Source organism: Sphingomonas oligophenolica (assembly GCF_039522915.1).
GTDB classification, from domain to species: domain Bacteria; phylum Pseudomonadota; class Alphaproteobacteria; order Sphingomonadales; family Sphingomonadaceae; genus Sphingomonas; species Sphingomonas oligophenolica.
The window spans coordinates 75,311-90,020 of record NZ_BAAAEH010000013.1; the positions used below are offsets into that span (position 1 = coordinate 75,311).

At 63.9% G+C, this 14,710-nt stretch carries 17 protein-coding genes; 7 read left to right on the forward strand and 10 right to left on the reverse strand.

Going from position 1 to position 14,710, the window contains the following annotated elements:
• Window positions 1-3: 3 nt before the first annotated feature.
• From rsmH to ABD050_RS08335, 7 genes are all read right to left on the reverse strand, one after another.
• Complete coding sequence (rsmH, locus tag ABD050_RS08305; protein ID WP_343888804.1) at window positions 4-954, reverse strand: 16S rRNA (cytosine(1402)-N(4))-methyltransferase RsmH; 951 nt, start codon at window positions 952-954, stop codon at window positions 4-6.
• Window positions 951-1,451 carry a division/cell wall cluster transcriptional repressor MraZ gene (locus ABD050_RS08310; RefSeq protein WP_343888805.1) on the reverse strand — a complete coding sequence of 167 codons (501 nt, stop codon included), beginning with the start codon at window positions 1,449-1,451 and terminating at the stop codon, window positions 951-953. The genes rsmH and ABD050_RS08310 overlap by 4 nt, the downstream gene beginning before the upstream one ends.
• A 343-nt stretch (window positions 1,452-1,794) precedes the next feature.
• Window positions 1,795-2,094, reverse strand: a complete 300-nt coding sequence (locus tag ABD050_RS08315) for a hypothetical protein (RefSeq protein WP_343888806.1) — start codon at window positions 2,092-2,094, stop codon at window positions 1,795-1,797.
• Between the two features lie 83 nt (window positions 2,095-2,177).
• Window positions 2,178-3,170: a cysteine synthase A gene (locus ABD050_RS08320; RefSeq protein WP_343888807.1), complete on the reverse strand. Its 993-nt coding sequence runs from the start codon at window positions 3,168-3,170 to the stop codon at window positions 2,178-2,180.
• Between the two features lie 102 nt (window positions 3,171-3,272).
• Entirely contained in the window at window positions 3,273-3,602 is a 330-nt protein-coding gene (locus ABD050_RS08325; protein ID WP_343888808.1) for an Mpo1-like protein, read from the reverse strand.
• 210 nt (window positions 3,603-3,812) lie between these two features.
• Complete coding sequence (locus ABD050_RS08330) at window positions 3,813-3,968, reverse strand: hypothetical protein (protein ID WP_343888810.1); 156 nt, start codon at window positions 3,966-3,968, stop codon at window positions 3,813-3,815.
• A 63-nt stretch (window positions 3,969-4,031) separates the two neighbouring features.
• Complete coding sequence (locus tag ABD050_RS08335) at window positions 4,032-4,367, reverse strand: hypothetical protein (protein ID WP_343888811.1); 336 nt, start codon at window positions 4,365-4,367, stop codon at window positions 4,032-4,034.
• Between the two features lie 307 nt (window positions 4,368-4,674).
• Here ABD050_RS08335 and ABD050_RS08340 point away from each other — a divergent pair, with 307 nt between their 5' ends.
• Both ABD050_RS08340 and ABD050_RS08345 read left to right on the forward strand, forming a co-directional pair.
• Entirely contained in the window at window positions 4,675-6,267 is a 1,593-nt protein-coding gene (locus ABD050_RS08340; RefSeq protein WP_343888812.1) for a vWA domain-containing protein, read from the forward strand.
• 212 nt (window positions 6,268-6,479) lie between these two features.
• Window positions 6,480-8,519 (forward strand): ATP-dependent nuclease, encoded by a 2,040-nt coding sequence (locus ABD050_RS08345; protein ID WP_343888813.1) that lies wholly within the window; start codon window positions 6,480-6,482, stop codon window positions 8,517-8,519.
• Window positions 8,520-8,551: 32 nt separating this feature from the next.
• Here the strand turns inward: ABD050_RS08345 and ABD050_RS08350 are convergent, their stop codons facing one another.
• From ABD050_RS08350 to ABD050_RS08360, 3 genes are all read right to left on the reverse strand, one after another.
• Window positions 8,552-9,739, reverse strand: coding sequence for an alpha/beta hydrolase-fold protein (locus ABD050_RS08350; RefSeq protein ID WP_343888814.1), 1,188 nt, complete (start codon window positions 9,737-9,739; stop codon window positions 8,552-8,554).
• A gap of 169 nt (window positions 9,740-9,908) precedes the next feature.
• The gene (locus ABD050_RS08355; protein ID WP_343888815.1) at window positions 9,909-10,196 is read right to left on the reverse strand and encodes a helix-turn-helix domain-containing protein; all 288 of its coding nucleotides are present in this window, start codon (window positions 10,194-10,196) and stop codon (window positions 9,909-9,911) included.
• Window positions 10,193-10,474, reverse strand: a complete 282-nt coding sequence (locus tag ABD050_RS08360) for a type II toxin-antitoxin system RelE/ParE family toxin (RefSeq protein WP_343888816.1) — start codon at window positions 10,472-10,474, stop codon at window positions 10,193-10,195. The genes ABD050_RS08355 and ABD050_RS08360 overlap by 4 nt, the downstream gene beginning before the upstream one ends.
• 181 nt (window positions 10,475-10,655) lie before the next feature.
• Between ABD050_RS08360 and ABD050_RS08365 the strand changes: the two genes are divergently transcribed.
• The 5 genes from ABD050_RS08365 (at window position 10,656) to ABD050_RS08385 (ending at window position 14,673) form a co-directional block, all read left to right on the forward strand.
• Complete coding sequence (locus ABD050_RS08365; RefSeq protein ID WP_343888817.1) at window positions 10,656-11,162, forward strand: DUF1993 domain-containing protein; 507 nt, start codon at window positions 10,656-10,658, stop codon at window positions 11,160-11,162.
• Complete coding sequence (locus ABD050_RS08370; protein WP_343888818.1) at window positions 11,162-11,584, forward strand: hypothetical protein; 423 nt, start codon at window positions 11,162-11,164, stop codon at window positions 11,582-11,584. The genes ABD050_RS08365 and ABD050_RS08370 overlap by 1 nt, the downstream gene beginning before the upstream one ends.
• 580 nt (window positions 11,585-12,164) lie before the next feature.
• Window positions 12,165-12,656: a DNA-deoxyinosine glycosylase gene (locus ABD050_RS08375; protein WP_343888819.1), complete on the forward strand. Its 492-nt coding sequence runs from the start codon at window positions 12,165-12,167 to the stop codon at window positions 12,654-12,656.
• A gap of 216 nt (window positions 12,657-12,872) precedes the next feature.
• Window positions 12,873-14,174, forward strand: a complete 1,302-nt coding sequence (locus tag ABD050_RS08380; RefSeq protein ID WP_343888820.1) for a Y-family DNA polymerase — start codon at window positions 12,873-12,875, stop codon at window positions 14,172-14,174.
• A 115-nt stretch (window positions 14,175-14,289) separates the two neighbouring features.
• Window positions 14,290-14,673, forward strand: coding sequence for a hypothetical protein (locus tag ABD050_RS08385; protein WP_343888821.1), 384 nt, complete (start codon window positions 14,290-14,292; stop codon window positions 14,671-14,673).
• Window positions 14,674-14,710: the final 37 nt, after the last annotated feature.

Genomic DNA, 14,710 nt, shown 5'->3' on the forward strand with positions numbered 1-14,710 from the left:
CTTTTACGCGGTCCACGCCGCGGCACTCGTTCGCCGCGCCGTTCTTAACGTCGCCGATCGCGCCCGCGGGTTGCGGGCGATCTCGGCCTCGTCGGCGCGCACCGCGCGTCCGACACTCTCAAAGCTCGGCTTATGGTTAACCTGCAACTCAGGAAGATGCCGCGATCCGCCCGGCATCCCCCCGCTCCGCTCGCGCAGGAATCGCTTCACCATCCGGTCCTCGAGCGAGTGGAATGTCACCACCGCCAGCCGCCCGCCGGGCTTCAGCACCCGCTCGGCCGCGGCCAGCCCGTCGGCCAGTTCGCCGAGCTCGCGGTTGAGATGGATGCGGATCGCCTGGAAGGTCCGCGTCGCGGGATCCTTCTTGTCGTGCGGCTTGTAGCCGAGCGCGCGCCGCACCACCCGCGCCAGCTCGCCCGTCCGGGTGATCGGCCGCGCCATCACGATCGCCCGCGCCACCCGCCGCGCCCGCGGCTCCTCGCCATATTCATGGAGCACATCGGCGATCACCGCCTCGTCGGCGGTGTTGACGAAATCGGCCGCCGTCTCGCCCTCCTGGCTCATCCGCATGTCGAGCGGCCCGTCATATTGGAACGAGAAGCCGCGCTCGGCCTGGTCGAGCTGCATTGAGGAGACGCCGATATCCATCGTCACCCCGTCGACCGGCACGGCGCCGCGCGCCTCGAGCTCGGATTCGAGCGCCGAGAACGTGGCCGGCACCAGGGTCAGCGCGCCGCCCGACTCCGCCTCGAGCGCGCGCCCGGCCGCGATCGCATCGGGGTCGCGGTCGAAGGCGAACACGCGGGCGCCGCGGGCGAGCAGCGCCCGCGTATATCCCCCGGCGCCGAACGTCGCATCGACATGCCGCTCGCCAGGGCTGATCGCGAGCGCCAGCACGACTTCGTCGAGCAGCACGGGGGTATGGGGCTGGGTCTGGGCGGGGAGGTCGCTCACAGCTCGATCCCCTTCAGCGCGCAATGATAGCGCGCGCAGGATTTCTGCACCTCGGGCACGCCCTCGGCTTCCATCAGCGTCTTCGGGTCCCAGATCTCGATATAATCGAACGTCCCGTAGAAGAACGCGTTCGCGCCGATCTTCGCATGGAAGCGCGGGAAGCCCGGCATGATGAAGCGCCCGCTGCCGTCGAACGGCACTGCCTCGCCCACCGCCGCCTGGCGCTTGAAATTGGGGTTGCGCGCGCCCTGGTCGAGCCGGAAATTCGCCTCGCGCTCGTCGAGCTGGGCCTTCAGGATCGGCAGGAAGCCGGGATCATAGGCGATCAGGCACGGGCTGCTCTCGTGCACGCCGATGATGACGGTGCCGCCATCCTTGCCGTCGGCGCGCGGGCTGTTCGCCGCAAGCACTGCCCGAAGCGACGCAGGAATGGCTACCCTGCCCTTGTCATCGACAAGGCCAAGACCGTCTCCCTGATAGTCGATCCGATCTGTCACGCCTGCCCGAACCCTTTTCAGGCATGACTTCTCCGAGCTCGAAAGCGACACGATGCCGCTCCCCAGCGCGTTCCGCGCAAGCGAAATAAGTCTACCCTGTTATAAACAAGGGTTAACTCGGGATTACCGGGGATTCAAGGGGAAACCCGGGGAAAAGCCGGAAAATCACTCTATCCGGTTCGATTCTACGGGGATTTTTTCTGAAACATTTCAACCCGTTCCCGGTGTGTTCTGAACGACTCACGCAAAATGGTGGAAATTCCCCGGCCGTCCCCGGCCCGGCGCCATGTTTTCCCCGGTTCTCCCCGGGGAATCCGGCCGCCGGATGAAGCGCGCGCCATCGTTATTTGCGCTTGCCCGATGCGCCGGCCGCATTGTCTTCGGTCGCAGTGCTCGGCGCGACCCCGAGCTCGGCGAGCGGCTCGCTGGTCGCCGCCCCGTTCGGCAGGGCGCTGTTGCCGGCTGCCATGTTGGCGACGACATCGGGCCGCGCGCCGCCCACCACGCTCAGCGGGCGTTCCTTGCTCGCTGTGCTGAAGATGGCAGCGGCCAGCCCGATGAGAAGCAGGACGGCGGCGAGGCCGATCATCCCGACCCTCACTCGCTGCGACGTCTGCGCCGGATCCTGAGCGATAATTTTCATGCCTGTGGCATAAATGTAACGCATGAAAAGCGTCTTGTCGATGGCACGGCTCGTCGCTGGTGAAGCGGCGCGCGCAAAAACCTCTAATCCCGGGCGAGCCAGGGCGGCACGGCCAGCCCCTTCGACTCGAGCCATGCCCGGTTGTACAGCGTCGACAGATAGCGGAACCCGGTATCGCACAGGATCGTCACGATCCGCTTTCCCGGCCCGAGCTGCCGCCCGAGCGCGACCGCGCCCGCCACATTGATTCCCGAGGACAGCCCCAGGCACAGCCCCTCCTCGCCGAGCAGCCGGGTCACCCATTCCATCCCCTCGGCATCCGAAACGCGGAACTGGGTATCGACCGGCGCGCCCTCGAGATTGGCGGTGATCCGCCCCTGCCCGATCCCCTCGGCGACCGACGATCCTTCCGAGCGCAATTCGCCATGCGCATAATAATCGTAGAGCGCCGCGCCATAGGGGTCGCTCAGCGCGATGCAGACGGTCTCGTCCTTCGCCTTCAGCCCGAGCCCGACCCCGGCGAGAGTCCCCCCGGTGCCGACCGAGCAGGTGAACCCGTCGATCCGCCCCTCCATCTGCTCCCAGATCTCCTCCGCCGTGCCGACGATATGCGCGCGGCGGTTGGCGATATTGTCGAACTGGTTGGCCCAGATCGCATTCGGCGTCTCCTCGGCGATCCGCCGCGAAGTGTGCACGAAATGGCCCGGGTTCGAATAAGGCGCCGCCGGCACCAGCACCAGCTCGGCGCCCAATGCGCGCAGCGTATCCATCTTCTCGCGGCTCTGGGTCTCGGGCATCACGATGATCGTCCGATAGCCCTTGGCATTGGCGACCAGCGCAAGCCCGATCCCGGTATTCCCCGCCGTCCCCTCGACGATCGTCCCGCCCGGCCGGATCGCGTCCCGCTCCTCGGCGTCCTCGACGATGAACAAAGCCGCGCGGTCCTTCACCGAGGCGCCCGGATTGGTGAATTCGCACTTCCCGTAAATATCGCACCCCGAAGCCTCGCTCGGCCCCTTGAGCCTGACGAGCGGAGTGTTGCCGATGAGCGCGAGCGTATTGGGGGTGATGGTCATGCGGGAGAGATAGGGCGAGTGCGCCCCGCCGGGCAAGCTAGCCCGTGTTGGGCGCGGCAAAGTTCGGCTGCTTGCCTATCCGATATCGTTTCCCGGGAAGATTCAGCCGGAAACCCCCGCCGCCCGCAGATGCGGCCCGAGCCGCCCGCTGAGCCACAGGAAGAACATCCGGTAATCGCTCGCCAGGGACCAGAGCGGATAGGTGAAGGTCGCCGGCCGGTTCTTCTCCACCCCGAAATGCGCGCCCCAGGCAAAGCCGTATCCGGCAAGCGGCACCAGCGCCCACCACCACCCGCCCCGCATCAGCGCGAGCGCCAGGAACAGGAAGGTCAGCGCCGTCCCGGCATAATGCAGCCGCCGAGTCTCCGCCTTCGCATGCTCGCGCAGATAGAAGGGCCAGAAGGCGGCATAGGTGGTGATCGGCTTGGCCATCGCCGGCGATCCTACTCCGCCGCCCCGGCGCGACGCAATGCTGTCGCGCGCAGCGTTAACCATTCTTTAACTATCGACATTTACTCTTCGTTACCCACAAAGCATAATAGAGATATTGAAGATATCGCTGCAACACCAGTTGGATCTGTCATGCGGAGTCTTGATGATCTCCTTCGATCCGGCCATGTAAGCCGAGCGGGACGACAAATCCTATATTATTTGTTCGGCCAATTTCCCGACAGCGTCGATATCGATTCCGGAAAATTTGCGGATTTCGGCGACGATGGCGATTTCATCGACGCGGTAGAGGCGCTCAGGGACGAGGGACTGATCCTCTACGAACAGTTCGTCCGCGACGGCATTCATCCCCCGGCCTTCGTCACGGCCTCCCTGTCGGTCAAGGGAGAAAGGCTGATCCGGGAGCCCCCGTCAGATCATCTCATATAGGCGCGACATCAGCTGCTCGGCGATCCGCTGCGATTCGCGGCGCGCCGCCTCCGGCCAGGATTTCGGCGCGCGCCGGATAAGCGCAAGCTGCCCCGATCCGCCCTCGCTGCCGCTTGCGCGGACGATGACCTGAAAGTCGAAGCCGAACGCTTTCGGAGCCGTGGCCTCGAGCAGCGGCAACAGGTCCCTGACGACCGCCAGCGAGCCCGAATCGGCCATCACATAGGTTTCCCGCCCTATCTCCGCGCGAAACAGGACATGGTCTATGCCGAGCGATTCCCGCACTCCATCGAGCAGCGGATCCGTCCTTATCATCATTGCGCGCGCCCCGTTTTCCGCCACGGGAATCCAGTGAGGCATTGCCGGATCTGTCATTTTCGAATCGTCATCCGGATTCGCTCATAGGGCCCCCGCCCCTGCGTGTCAGCAAATGCCTAAATCTAGGTTAATCATCATCCTCTCGAGGCGCGATGCCGCCGGCCCCCGGCTCGCGCCTGTGCAGAGCCCGCCACGCCGCCCGACATTCAATATCCCCCAACCCGATAGGAAAACCCTTGCCACCTCGAAAAAGCCGTGTCACAAACACGGCAGAAATAAGGCGTAAATGTGGCAAAGGAGAGTCCCAATGAAGGCAACCTCGATCCGAACCAAAGCCCTGGCCTGCGTCGCCACCGGCGCGCTCCTCCTCGCCGGCTGTGACAAGGCGCGGCACAACGCCAACAACAACGCCGAAAGCACCAGCCTCGCCGAGAGCTCGAGCGACATGGCTTCCCCCGTCGCCGACCCCTCGGGCGAGAAATACAAGCCCAACGACATCTCCCCGGTCCACGCCGTCGCCGACGCGCCGGTTTCCACCTTCGCGGTCGATGTCGACACCGGCGCCTATGCCAATGTCCGCCGCTTCCTCAACGCAGGCCAGCTCCCCCCGAAGGACGCGGTCCGCACCGAGGAGATGATCAACTATTTCCGCTATGATTATCCCCTCCCCGCCGATCGCGCCGCCCCCTTCAGCGTCACCACTGACGTCGCGCAGACCCCCTGGAACCACGACACGAAGCTGCTCCGCATCGGCCTGCGCGGCTATGACCTGAGCTATGCGAAGCGCCCGCCCGCCAACCTCGTCTTCCTGGTCGACGTCTCGGGCTCGATGGACGAGCCCGACAAGCTCCCCCTCGTCAAGGCGGCGCTCTCGCTCGTCGCCGACAATCTCCAGCCGCGGGACAAGGTCGGCATCGTCGTCTATGCGGGCGCCGCCGGGGTCGTGCTCGAGCCGACCAGCGACGCGACCCAAATCAAGGCGGCGCTAGACCAGCTCAGCGCCGGCGGCTCGACCGCGGGCGGCGAAGGCATCAAGCTCGCTTATGACACTGCCCGCGCCAGCTTCATCAAGGGCGGCATCAACCGGATCCTGATCGCCACCGACGGCGATTTCAATGTCGGCGTGACCGATCAGCGCCAGCTCGAGCAGCTCATCGAGAAGGAGCGCGACGACGGCATCACCCTCACCACGCTCGGCTTCGGCCAGGGCAATTTCAACGATGCGCTGATGGAATCCATGGCCGATCTCGGCAACGGCAATTACGCCTATATCGACAGCGCGATGGAGGCGAGGAAGGTCCTGTCCGAGGAACTCTCCTCGACCCTCTTCACCATCGCCAAGGACGTGAAGGTCCAGGTCGAGTTCAACCCGGCCTATGTCAGCCAGTACCGCCTGATCGGATACGAGAACCGCGCGCTGGCCGAGCAGGATTTCGCCAACGACAAGGTCGACGCCGGCGATATCGGCGCCGGCCACCAGGTGACCGCGATCTACGAGGTCGTGCCGGCGGGCAGCAAGGGCTGGCTGCCCGATCGCCACTTCACCGCCAACACCCGCCGCGCATTGGCCGGCGACAGGCAGAATGGCGAAATGGCCTATGTCCGCCTGCGCTACAAATTGCCCGAAGGCGACACCTCGCGCCTGATCGAGCGGCCGATCGCAGCGACCCTGCTGAACACCCAGGCCCCGCCCCAGGGCGACATGGCCTTCGCGACCGCGGTCGCCGCCTTCGGCCAGAAGCTGCGCGGCGACACGCGGCTCGGCGACATCGGCTATGCGGATATCCGGCGGCTGGCGGGCAGCCAATCAGGCTATTGGCGGCAGGAGTTCGTCAAGCTGACCGAGCTCGCCGAGGCCGGACAGGCGCATGCGGCGCCGCAAGGGGGCGGGATCGACTAGGAACGATCCAATTCCATTGCGATGCCGTGGCAGGGAGCGGCCGGGGATTTCGTCCAGCCCCGGTCGCTCTTTTTTTGGGGGCAGGGCTCTCATTTCCGATGGTGATCTATGGCCGTTAGCTGCTCGATTGCTTTGGATTGAGGATAGACCAAAGCTCACGCTAGCCTTCACCTGCCCAGCCGTGCCAAAGTACGCGCAAAGGAAGGTCAGAAATGCGTCTCCGAAAATTGGCAATCGAAAACGTCCGCAGCTTTCTGGAACGGCAGGAGCTAGACTTAGACGGCCAAATCTCGATCATTATCGGGCCTAATGGCGGCGGCAAAACTAATTTGCTCGACACCGCGATCACCATATTGCGACGCTATATACTGGCGGGCCGATTCTTAACTCAAGGCAACATAAACAACGAAATAGTCTGGACGATCCAAGACAATGGCAACCTCAATCAGCTTGAACTCGACAGACACAGCGCAGCCAAACTTGAAACTCCTCAACGTGTTGAGGTGGAGCTGGAAGCCACCGCCAGCGATCTAGCCAGCATGAAAGCAATCGCTGCCGATGCAGAGAAGCTGAAAAAGGGGTTGAAGCACCGCCTCCAATCCGACCCATGGGATGCTTGCAAGCACTGGGACCTCGGTCAAATTCAAGCTGGCCAGCGATTCACCTATATCTGGAATGGTGTGCATTTGGAGCCCGCCAATGGGCAAGCCGCGAACATGTATCTCGAGTACCTCCGGCTATTTGAACTCGATAACCGTATACGCAGCGATCAAAAGCTGACCGCTGTGCAGATGCCGATGATGTACCTCCCTGTTCACCGAGGCTCCAACGCCTTTACGGCCAGCGTTACGCTAAATGGTTTCGACTACAATGCACAGCGGCAGGGCGCGGACGTTACCAGTTCACGGTCAGGTACGATCTACGTTCCGATGGCGGTCGGCGAAATTGCCAAGAAATTTCGCTCGCTCCAAGAGCAATCGAACGTGGATGCACGAACGGCCTTTTTGAATGACCCACAGATCAAATCTCTCACCGCCGATCTACGCACTCTCGGCTATGATTGGGAGTTGAAAACCACCAATTTCATGAGCAACTCCTATGATATAGAGCTGACGAAACAGGGCTCATCCTTCCTGGTATCGAGTGCTTCGTCAGGAGAACGAGAACTTCTTACCTATCTATTCGCGATTCATGCGCTCAACGTAAGGGACGCGCTCATCTTGATTGATGAGCCGGAATTGCATCTTCACCCGCGCTGGCAGGCATCGCTGCTCATGCTCTTCCGCAAGCTTGAGAAAGAAACCGGCAATCAGTTCGTAATGGCGACCCACTCACCCACCTTCGTGTCGCCCGATTCAATTCAGTATGTTTCGCGGGTCTATAGCGAAAAACAGCGCAGCAAAATTGTGCGCCTGAAATCCAACGATCTTCCCGCCCATAAGCACCTCTTTAACGTCGTCAACAGCCAGAACAACGAAAGAATTTTTTTCGCCGACTGCGTCCTGCTCGTGGAAGGCATTTCAGACCGCATTTTCTTCGAGAAGCTTATTCAATTGCGCGGACAGGACAGACTCGCAAAGCTGAACACCACTTTGGAGGTGGTAAGCGTGGGCGGAAAGGGCCTGTTCTCGCAGTACCAAAAGCTGTTGGATGCCTGTAAGGTCCGCTCGCTCGTGATCGCCGACCTGGATTATGTCGAGCAGGTGGGCACCCCTGAGATCAAGGGGCTCTTCACCGTCAACAAGATCGAAATTGCGAAACGGGTTATCGCTGATCCCGGCAGCACGGACGGCGCGAGCCTCATTGACCGCGTAGAGGAGGCGATGGCGTCCAATAGCTGGGGGGACGCCGTCGCTACATGGGAATACATCAAGTCTCGCCGGATCAAGCTGAAGTCTGAGCTATCCGACGGAGAGCTACAAGCGCTGACTAACTTTGTCGAAGCGAAGCGCTCGGAAGGCGTGAGTATTCTTAGCAATGGTGCGCTTGAAGCCTATCTGCCGGATGGATACCGCCGCAAGGATATGGAGAAGCTGATTACACTGGTGAACGCGGATGATTTCTTTGATCGGCTTCCGGACGAGGGTCGGGACGAGCTCAAGATCATTGTCGATTGGATCTTAGATTCCATTGCACCCAACGCGGCTGTCGCGGCGAAGACAAACGCGGTATCGGGTAGCGACGGCGCTGCCGCCGGCAATGACGGTAATTGGGCGGAAACCAGACACATCCCCCACCCCCCTAGCTGCTGAACAAGGCCGATTGGTCGGGGAGGTCGTTCCGCTCACTCCCGAAACAGCAGCGGCGCGAATTCGCGCAGGCTCCGCCGCCAGGACAGAAATTCATGCGCCGTATTGGGCGACACATAAAACACGCTGTTGATCCCCGCGCGCTTCAGCGCCTCGGCGTTCGCCCGCGGGTCCGCGCGCGGGGCGCCCGGCGGGCCGGCCATGCCGCCGCCGTCGAGCTCCCGGCTGCCGAAGCTGACGAACACCAGCTTGACCTTGTCCCTGAACCCCGGCGTCCGGTTCACGTCGTCGAGCGAGAAGGTGCCGCCGCTCAACAGGCCGATATAGGCGAAGGTGTCGAGGTTTGCCGGCGCGATCAGCTTGGTTTCGAAGCCGCCCATCGAAAGGCCCGCCATCGCGCGGTGGCGCGGGTCGGCAAGCGTGCGGAAATTGGCGTCGATATAGGGGATCAGCTCGTTGACGAGCACGGTCTGGAACGGCTTGATGTCGAAGCTGGCGAGGCCGCCCGGCCGCACGTCGTTGGTCATGCCATAGGTCATCACGATGATGAATGGCCGTGCCTTGCCGGCGGCGATCAGGTTATCCATGATCAGGTTGGCATGGCCCTGGTTGGACCATGCGGTCTCGTCCTCGCCCCAGCCATGCTGCAGGTACAGGACCGGATAGCGCTCGCGCTGGTTCCGGTCATATCCCGGCGGCGTGTAGACAAAGGCGCGGCGCTGAGCATGGGTGCTTGCCGACGGGAACAGCACCTGTTCCACGCGACCATGGGGAACGTCCCTCAGCGCGTAGAAATCCGCGTCATGCGCCGGAATTTCGATCCCGCTTTCCCAGCGCGTCGAGCCGTAGAAATTCAGCGTTCCCGGGTCGTTGAAGGTGCCGCCGTCGATGGTCAGGTGGTAATAATGAAAGCCCTCGTCGAGCGGGCCCGCCGTGGTGCCCACCCAGGTGCCGTCCGCCGCCTTGGTCAGCACCGTGCCTCCGCGTCCGCCCAGGCCGAGGCTCACCTTCACGCTCTGCGCCTCGGGCGCAACAATGCGGAAGCGGGCGCGCCCTTGCGAATTGACCTGCGGATATTCCTGGCCGGGCTGGTTGACCGAGGAGGGCTTAAAATCCTCGGTGACCTCCGGCGCGGCGGTCTGCGCCGCCGCGGCGCCGATCGGGGCGATGGCGGCAGTCGCTGCGGTGGCCGCGGCCAGCATAATGGCAATGGATCGTTTCATCGGGCAGCCTCCCCAAGCAAATGCCACGTCCGCTCCGCGGTTCGCGGTCGAATCAATTACTCAGACTATTGCAAGACTTCAGGGGCGCTGCAAGATGGCCTTCGGAACCTGCCGCTTCCCATAGAGGCTGCACACCCACCGCATTCAACCGAAGAGGAACCGGGCGAAGCTAACGCAGCAATTCACTCACCAGCGATGGCTTCTTCGCGATCATCGCGAGCAGCACCTGGGCAGGCCCGGTCGGGCGGCGGCGGCCGTGTTCCCAGTTGAGCAACGTGCCCTTGGCCACGCCGATGCTCCGGGCAAAGGCACCCTGCGACAGGCCGGTGCTGGCCCGGATCGCGGCAACATCAACGGCGGGCACTTCCACCTGATGAACGCGCGCGCCGGTCTCCCGGCCTTCAGCGAAAGCCAGCGCCTCATTCAACCCCTGCCTGATGCTTTCGTAAGCGCTCATGTCCGGTCTCCATAATGTGCGAGCAAGGCCTTGCTCATGGCGATCAGTTCCGCCTGTTCGGCCCTGCCCAGATTATCCTTCTCGTTCTTGGCGAACACGGTCACCAGGAAGATGGGTATATACGTGCCGCCGAACACGAAGACGGTCCGGTAGCCCCCGCTTTTGCCGCCACCCTCGCGGGCGACGCGGACCTTGCGCAGCCCGCCACCGAGCGAGACGCCTGCCTCGGGGTTGGCGGCAATGAAATCCACCAGCGCGACACGTTCATCCTCGGACATGATCGCCTAGGCCCGCCGCAGAAACTCGGGCAGCTCCACCACGGTCTGCAGGCTGGTCATCGCCATCATATATGTGCCAGTGGCACATAGGTCAATGACACATGAAAATTCAGTCGAAACGCATAGGCTTGCGCAAAGCCCCCATCGACACCCCCACCCCTCCCCGCTAAACCCCCGCCGCATGACGACAGCCCTCTACGATCTCACCGTCCCCGTCTTCCTTCGGGGCTTCCACGCCATGTCCGGCTTCCTCGCCAAGGGCGAAGCCTTTGCCGCCGAGAAGGGCCTTGATCCCGCCGAGCTGCTGAACGCCCGGCTGATCGAGGATATGGCGCCGCTCACCGGCCAGGTGCAGCGCGCCAGCGATTCGGCGAAGTTCACCGTCGTCCGCATCGGCGGCATCGAGAATGTCGCGATGCCCGATGAGGAAGCCAGCTTCGCTGATCTCCAGGCACGCATCGCCAGGACGGTCGCCTTCCTGAACGCGGCCCCGCGCGAGGCGATCGACGGCAAGGAGGATGCGCCCGTCACGCTCACCACCCCGCGCGGCTCGTTCGATTTCACCGGCCGTTCCTATGTGCTCAATTTCGTCCTGCCGAACTTCTATTTCCACATGACGACCGCCTATGCCCTGCTCCGCCACAAGGGCGTGCCGATCGGCAAGATGGATTTCCTCGGCGGGATCTGATGCCGGTGAACCACGCCGCGCCCCGGCCGATCGCCGGCGCCATGCAGGCCGCGGCGCTGGCTGCCGTCCTGCTGCTCGCCCCTCTGCTCTCCGGGTGCGGCGGCAACGGCGACAAGGCCCGCGGCCCGGGCGGCCTGGCGTTCACGCCGATCGCGCCGGACGTCTTCGCGGTCGTCATCGCGCCGGACGCCAATGTCCCGAAGACCGAGGCCGCCTTCCACAAGCAGTGCGACGAGCGGCCGAGCTGCACCATCTATGGCTGGACGGAGGCCGCCGCCGCCGCGCACGGCGTGCCCCTCGATGATCGGCATTATGCCACGCTCGCCGTGCGCTATGTCGCCCATGCGGCCGGCAATGACGACATGATGTGGGATTGCCTCCGCTTCCGCGCCGCCAAGGCCCCCTGCCTGCCCAAGGCCTGATCAGTGCGCTCCACCGGAACTGCGCGACAATCCTTCCTTGATTCACGCGAAGGCGCGAAGCCGCGAAGAGACTCGCGCAACGCGCACTTTTGCTCCTTCGGAAACGCGGTGCCCGAAGCGAAAATGGGAGCCACAGCGTCATTCCCAAACCTCTTCGCGCCTTCGCGCCTTCGCGTGAACATTCTCCCTGCACGGTCACCGAAGCGCTCATGGTCGACGCGCCGATTCAACCACGGGGCCGACTATGGAACGACGGAGCAGGACCGCATGCCACCACGGCTCTGGCCCGCTCTTTGACATGACCGATTTTAGCCCGAAGACGGCCGCCGCTGTTCTGCCCGACAGCCCGCTGTTCCTCCGCTGATATTCCCGCTGTTATTCCCGCTGTTCCGCCGCTGTTATCCCGCTGTTCTTCGATAACAGCGGGATTTCCCGCAAAGCGTTGATAATGCTTCAGGAATTCAGCCGGAATTTCCAACATAACAGCGGGGAAAATTTGATTTTCCGAATAACAGCAAGAACAGCGGGGAAAAGGGCCGGCTTAGACAAGCGCCCCGCCATCGCTAAGGCAGGGGACGCCATGCCCGAGAAACGCTCCTTCCCCCCGATCGTCAGCCCCGATGCCCGCCTGCTGCTCCTCGGCAGCCTCCCCGGAGACCGCTCGCTCGCCGCGCAGCGTTATTACGCTCACCCGCAGAACCAGTTCTGGCGCCTGATGTCGGGCGTCATCGGCCGCGATCTCGTGCCGCTCGACTACGAAGCCCGCCTCGCCGTCCTTGGCGCGGCGCGGGTCGGCCTGTGGGACGTCGTCGCCAGCGCCCGCCGCGAGGGCAGCAGCGATGCCGCGATCCGCGACCATGTCGGCAACGATCTCCCCGCCCTTGTCGCCGCGCTGCCCGATCTCCGCGCGGTCGCCTTCAACGGCGCCACCGCCTTCCGCCACGGATCGAAGCAGCTTGAGGGCGTGGCCGGCATCGCGCTTGTCGCCCTCCCCTCGAGCAGCCCCCTCCACACCGTGGGCGCCGCCGCCAAGCAACCCGCCTGGGACGCGCTGCGGGAGTTTCTGGAGTGACGCCCACTTTCCGTCATGCCGGACTAGTTCCGGCATCCACCGTCCCGCAAACACAACGGCCCATCGCTTTGCGGCCCAGTGGACCCCGGAACAGGTCCGGGGTGACGCAGTAACCAGGCCCGCGCACCTCGATTCAACTCTCCCCTCACTTCACTTACCCCACCCCCAATGCTCACCGGAGTCGCCCCGCCCCAAAGTTCATGCTATGTTCCCCCTGTGCCGGAACCCCAACCCCTCCTGCCCCCACGCCCGCTGCGCTGGCTGTTCCTCGATCTGAACAGCTATTTCGCCAGCGTCGAACAGCAGCTCCAGCCGGAACTGCGCGGCAAGCCCGTCCTCGTCGCGCCCGTCGACAGCGACACCACCGTCGCCATCGCCGCCTCGGTCGAGGCGAAACGCTATGGCATCTCCACCGGCACCCCCGTCTGGGAAGCCAAACGCCTCTGCCGCGATCTGATCGTCACGCCTGCCCGCCACGAAAAATATGTCGAGTTCCACGACGCCATCATCGCCGAGATCTGGAAGCACATCCCCGTCACCCGCGTATGCTCGATCGACGAGGTCGCCTGCCGCCTGCTCGACAACGAGAACAGCGTCGAGGCCGCCACCGCGCTTGCCCACCGCATCAAGGCCGGCATCCGCGCCCATGTCGGGGAGTGCCTGACGAGCTCGGTCGGCATCGCCCCCAACCGCCTCCTCGCCAAGCTCGCCTCGGACATGCAGAAGCCCGACGGCCTCGTCATCCTCCCCGCCGAGCAGCTGCCGCAACGCCTCTACGACATGCCGCTGCGCGACATTGCCGGCATCGGCGCGAAGATGGAGCGCCGCCTCGCCCGCGACGGCATCAACGATATCCGCCAGCTCTGCGAGCGCCGCCCGCGCGACGCCGGCACGGCCTGGGGCGGCACCAATGGCGATCGGCTCTGGTATCTGCTCCACGGCGTCGACCTCCCCGAAAAGGCCACCCAGAGCCGCTCGATCGGCCACAGCCATGTCCTCTCGCCCGGCAAACGCGGGGTCGAGCCGGTCCGCCTCACCGCCCGCCGCCTCGCCCTGAAGGCGACGAGCCGGCTGCGCCGCAAAAGCTATCGCAGCCGCCTACTCGTCCTCCATGCCCGCTTCGAGGACGACAAGTCGGTCTGGCGCGCCAGCATCAGGCTCCCCGCCACCCAGGACAGTTTCGTGGTGCTCGCAGCCCTCGATGCGCTCTATCCGCGGCTGGTCGCGGCGGGCCGCACCCGGCCGGGCGATTTCCAGATCCGCATGGTCGGCGTCACCCTGGCCGAGATCGAGCCGGTCGCGGGCGAGCAGCCGTCGCTCTTCGCCCTGCTCGATCCCGACGATCCGCTCGCCCGCGAGACTCGCACCTTGTCGCTCAGCCGCGCGATGGACCGAATCAATGAGCGCTTCGGCCGCAACGCGGTCAGCGTCGGTCCGCTGCATGGTGGGCGAATCGATCGCGTCGGCACGAAAATCGCCTTTGGCCGCATCCCCGAGCTGAGCGAGTTTCACGAATGATCGGTCACGGAAAATGACACTTTTGTTGCGATGCAATAAAAATGTGGCAGTTCGCGACAGGATATGGCGTCACCCTCTTGACGTCGGGGTTGCGGTAGGCAAAGCACCGCGCGCTATGATCCTCCGCACCCTCCCCATCGCCGCCATCGCGCTGCTCGCGCTTTCGGCCTGTAACAACTCGCAGAAAGCCCAGGAGGTGACCTCGGTCGCCGACGATCCCCAGGCTGCTGCACTGCGCAACGCGGCGCCGATCGAGCTGCCGCCGGCGATCACTGCTGACGTCACGATGCGCTGCAAGGACAACAGCCTCGTCTATGTCACCTTCTTTGCGGGCGACAAGCAGGTCGTGGTCAAGCCGTCCAAGGACGCGAGCCCGGTCACGCTGACTGCCGCCAAGGCCGGCGATCCGCTCAAGGCCGAAGGCTATTCGCTCACCGGCAATTCGAAGAACGTCACCCTCACCCAGCCGGGCAAGGGCACGCTCACCTGCAAGAGCTGAGCCTCTTCGTCTTCCCCTTCATCGCGGCCGGCGGAGC

Bases quoted from the DNA above. Each gene is read 5' to 3' on its own strand.
- ABD050_RS08345 (WP_343888813.1), top strand. From the start codon at position 6,480: ATGCGTCTCCGAAAATTGGCAATCGAAAACGTCCGCAGCTTTCTGGAA.
- ABD050_RS08350 (WP_343888814.1), bottom strand. From the start codon at position 9,739: ATGAAACGATCCATTGCCATTATGCTGGCCGCGGCCACCGCAGCGACT.
- ABD050_RS08385 (WP_343888821.1), top strand. From the start codon at position 14,290: ATGATCCTCCGCACCCTCCCCATCGCCGCCATCGCGCTGCTCGCGCTT.
- ABD050_RS08355 (WP_343888815.1), bottom strand. From the start codon at position 10,196: ATGAGCGCTTACGAAAGCATCAGGCAGGGGTTGAATGAGGCGCTGGCT.
- ABD050_RS08325 (WP_343888808.1), bottom strand. From the start codon at position 3,602: ATGGCCAAGCCGATCACCACCTATGCCGCCTTCTGGCCCTTCTATCTG.
- ABD050_RS08320 (WP_343888807.1), bottom strand. From the start codon at position 3,170: ATGACCATCACCCCCAATACGCTCGCGCTCATCGGCAACACTCCGCTC.
- ABD050_RS08370 (WP_343888818.1), top strand. From the start codon at position 11,162: ATGCCGGTGAACCACGCCGCGCCCCGGCCGATCGCCGGCGCCATGCAG.
- ABD050_RS08360 (WP_343888816.1), bottom strand. From the start codon at position 10,474: ATGTCCGAGGATGAACGTGTCGCGCTGGTGGATTTCATTGCCGCCAAC.
- ABD050_RS08330 (WP_343888810.1), bottom strand. From the start codon at position 3,968: ATGAATGCCGTCGCGGACGAACTGTTCGTAGAGGATCAGTCCCTCGTC.
- ABD050_RS08375 (WP_343888819.1), top strand. From the start codon at position 12,165: ATGCCCGAGAAACGCTCCTTCCCCCCGATCGTCAGCCCCGATGCCCGC.
- ABD050_RS08315 (WP_343888806.1), bottom strand. From the start codon at position 2,094: ATGAAAATTATCGCTCAGGATCCGGCGCAGACGTCGCAGCGAGTGAGG.
- ABD050_RS08365 (WP_343888817.1), top strand. From the start codon at position 10,656: ATGACGACAGCCCTCTACGATCTCACCGTCCCCGTCTTCCTTCGGGGC.
- ABD050_RS08335 (WP_343888811.1), bottom strand. From the start codon at position 4,367: ATGATGATAAGGACGGATCCGCTGCTCGATGGAGTGCGGGAATCGCTC.
- ABD050_RS08340 (WP_343888812.1), top strand. From the start codon at position 4,675: ATGAAGGCAACCTCGATCCGAACCAAAGCCCTGGCCTGCGTCGCCACC.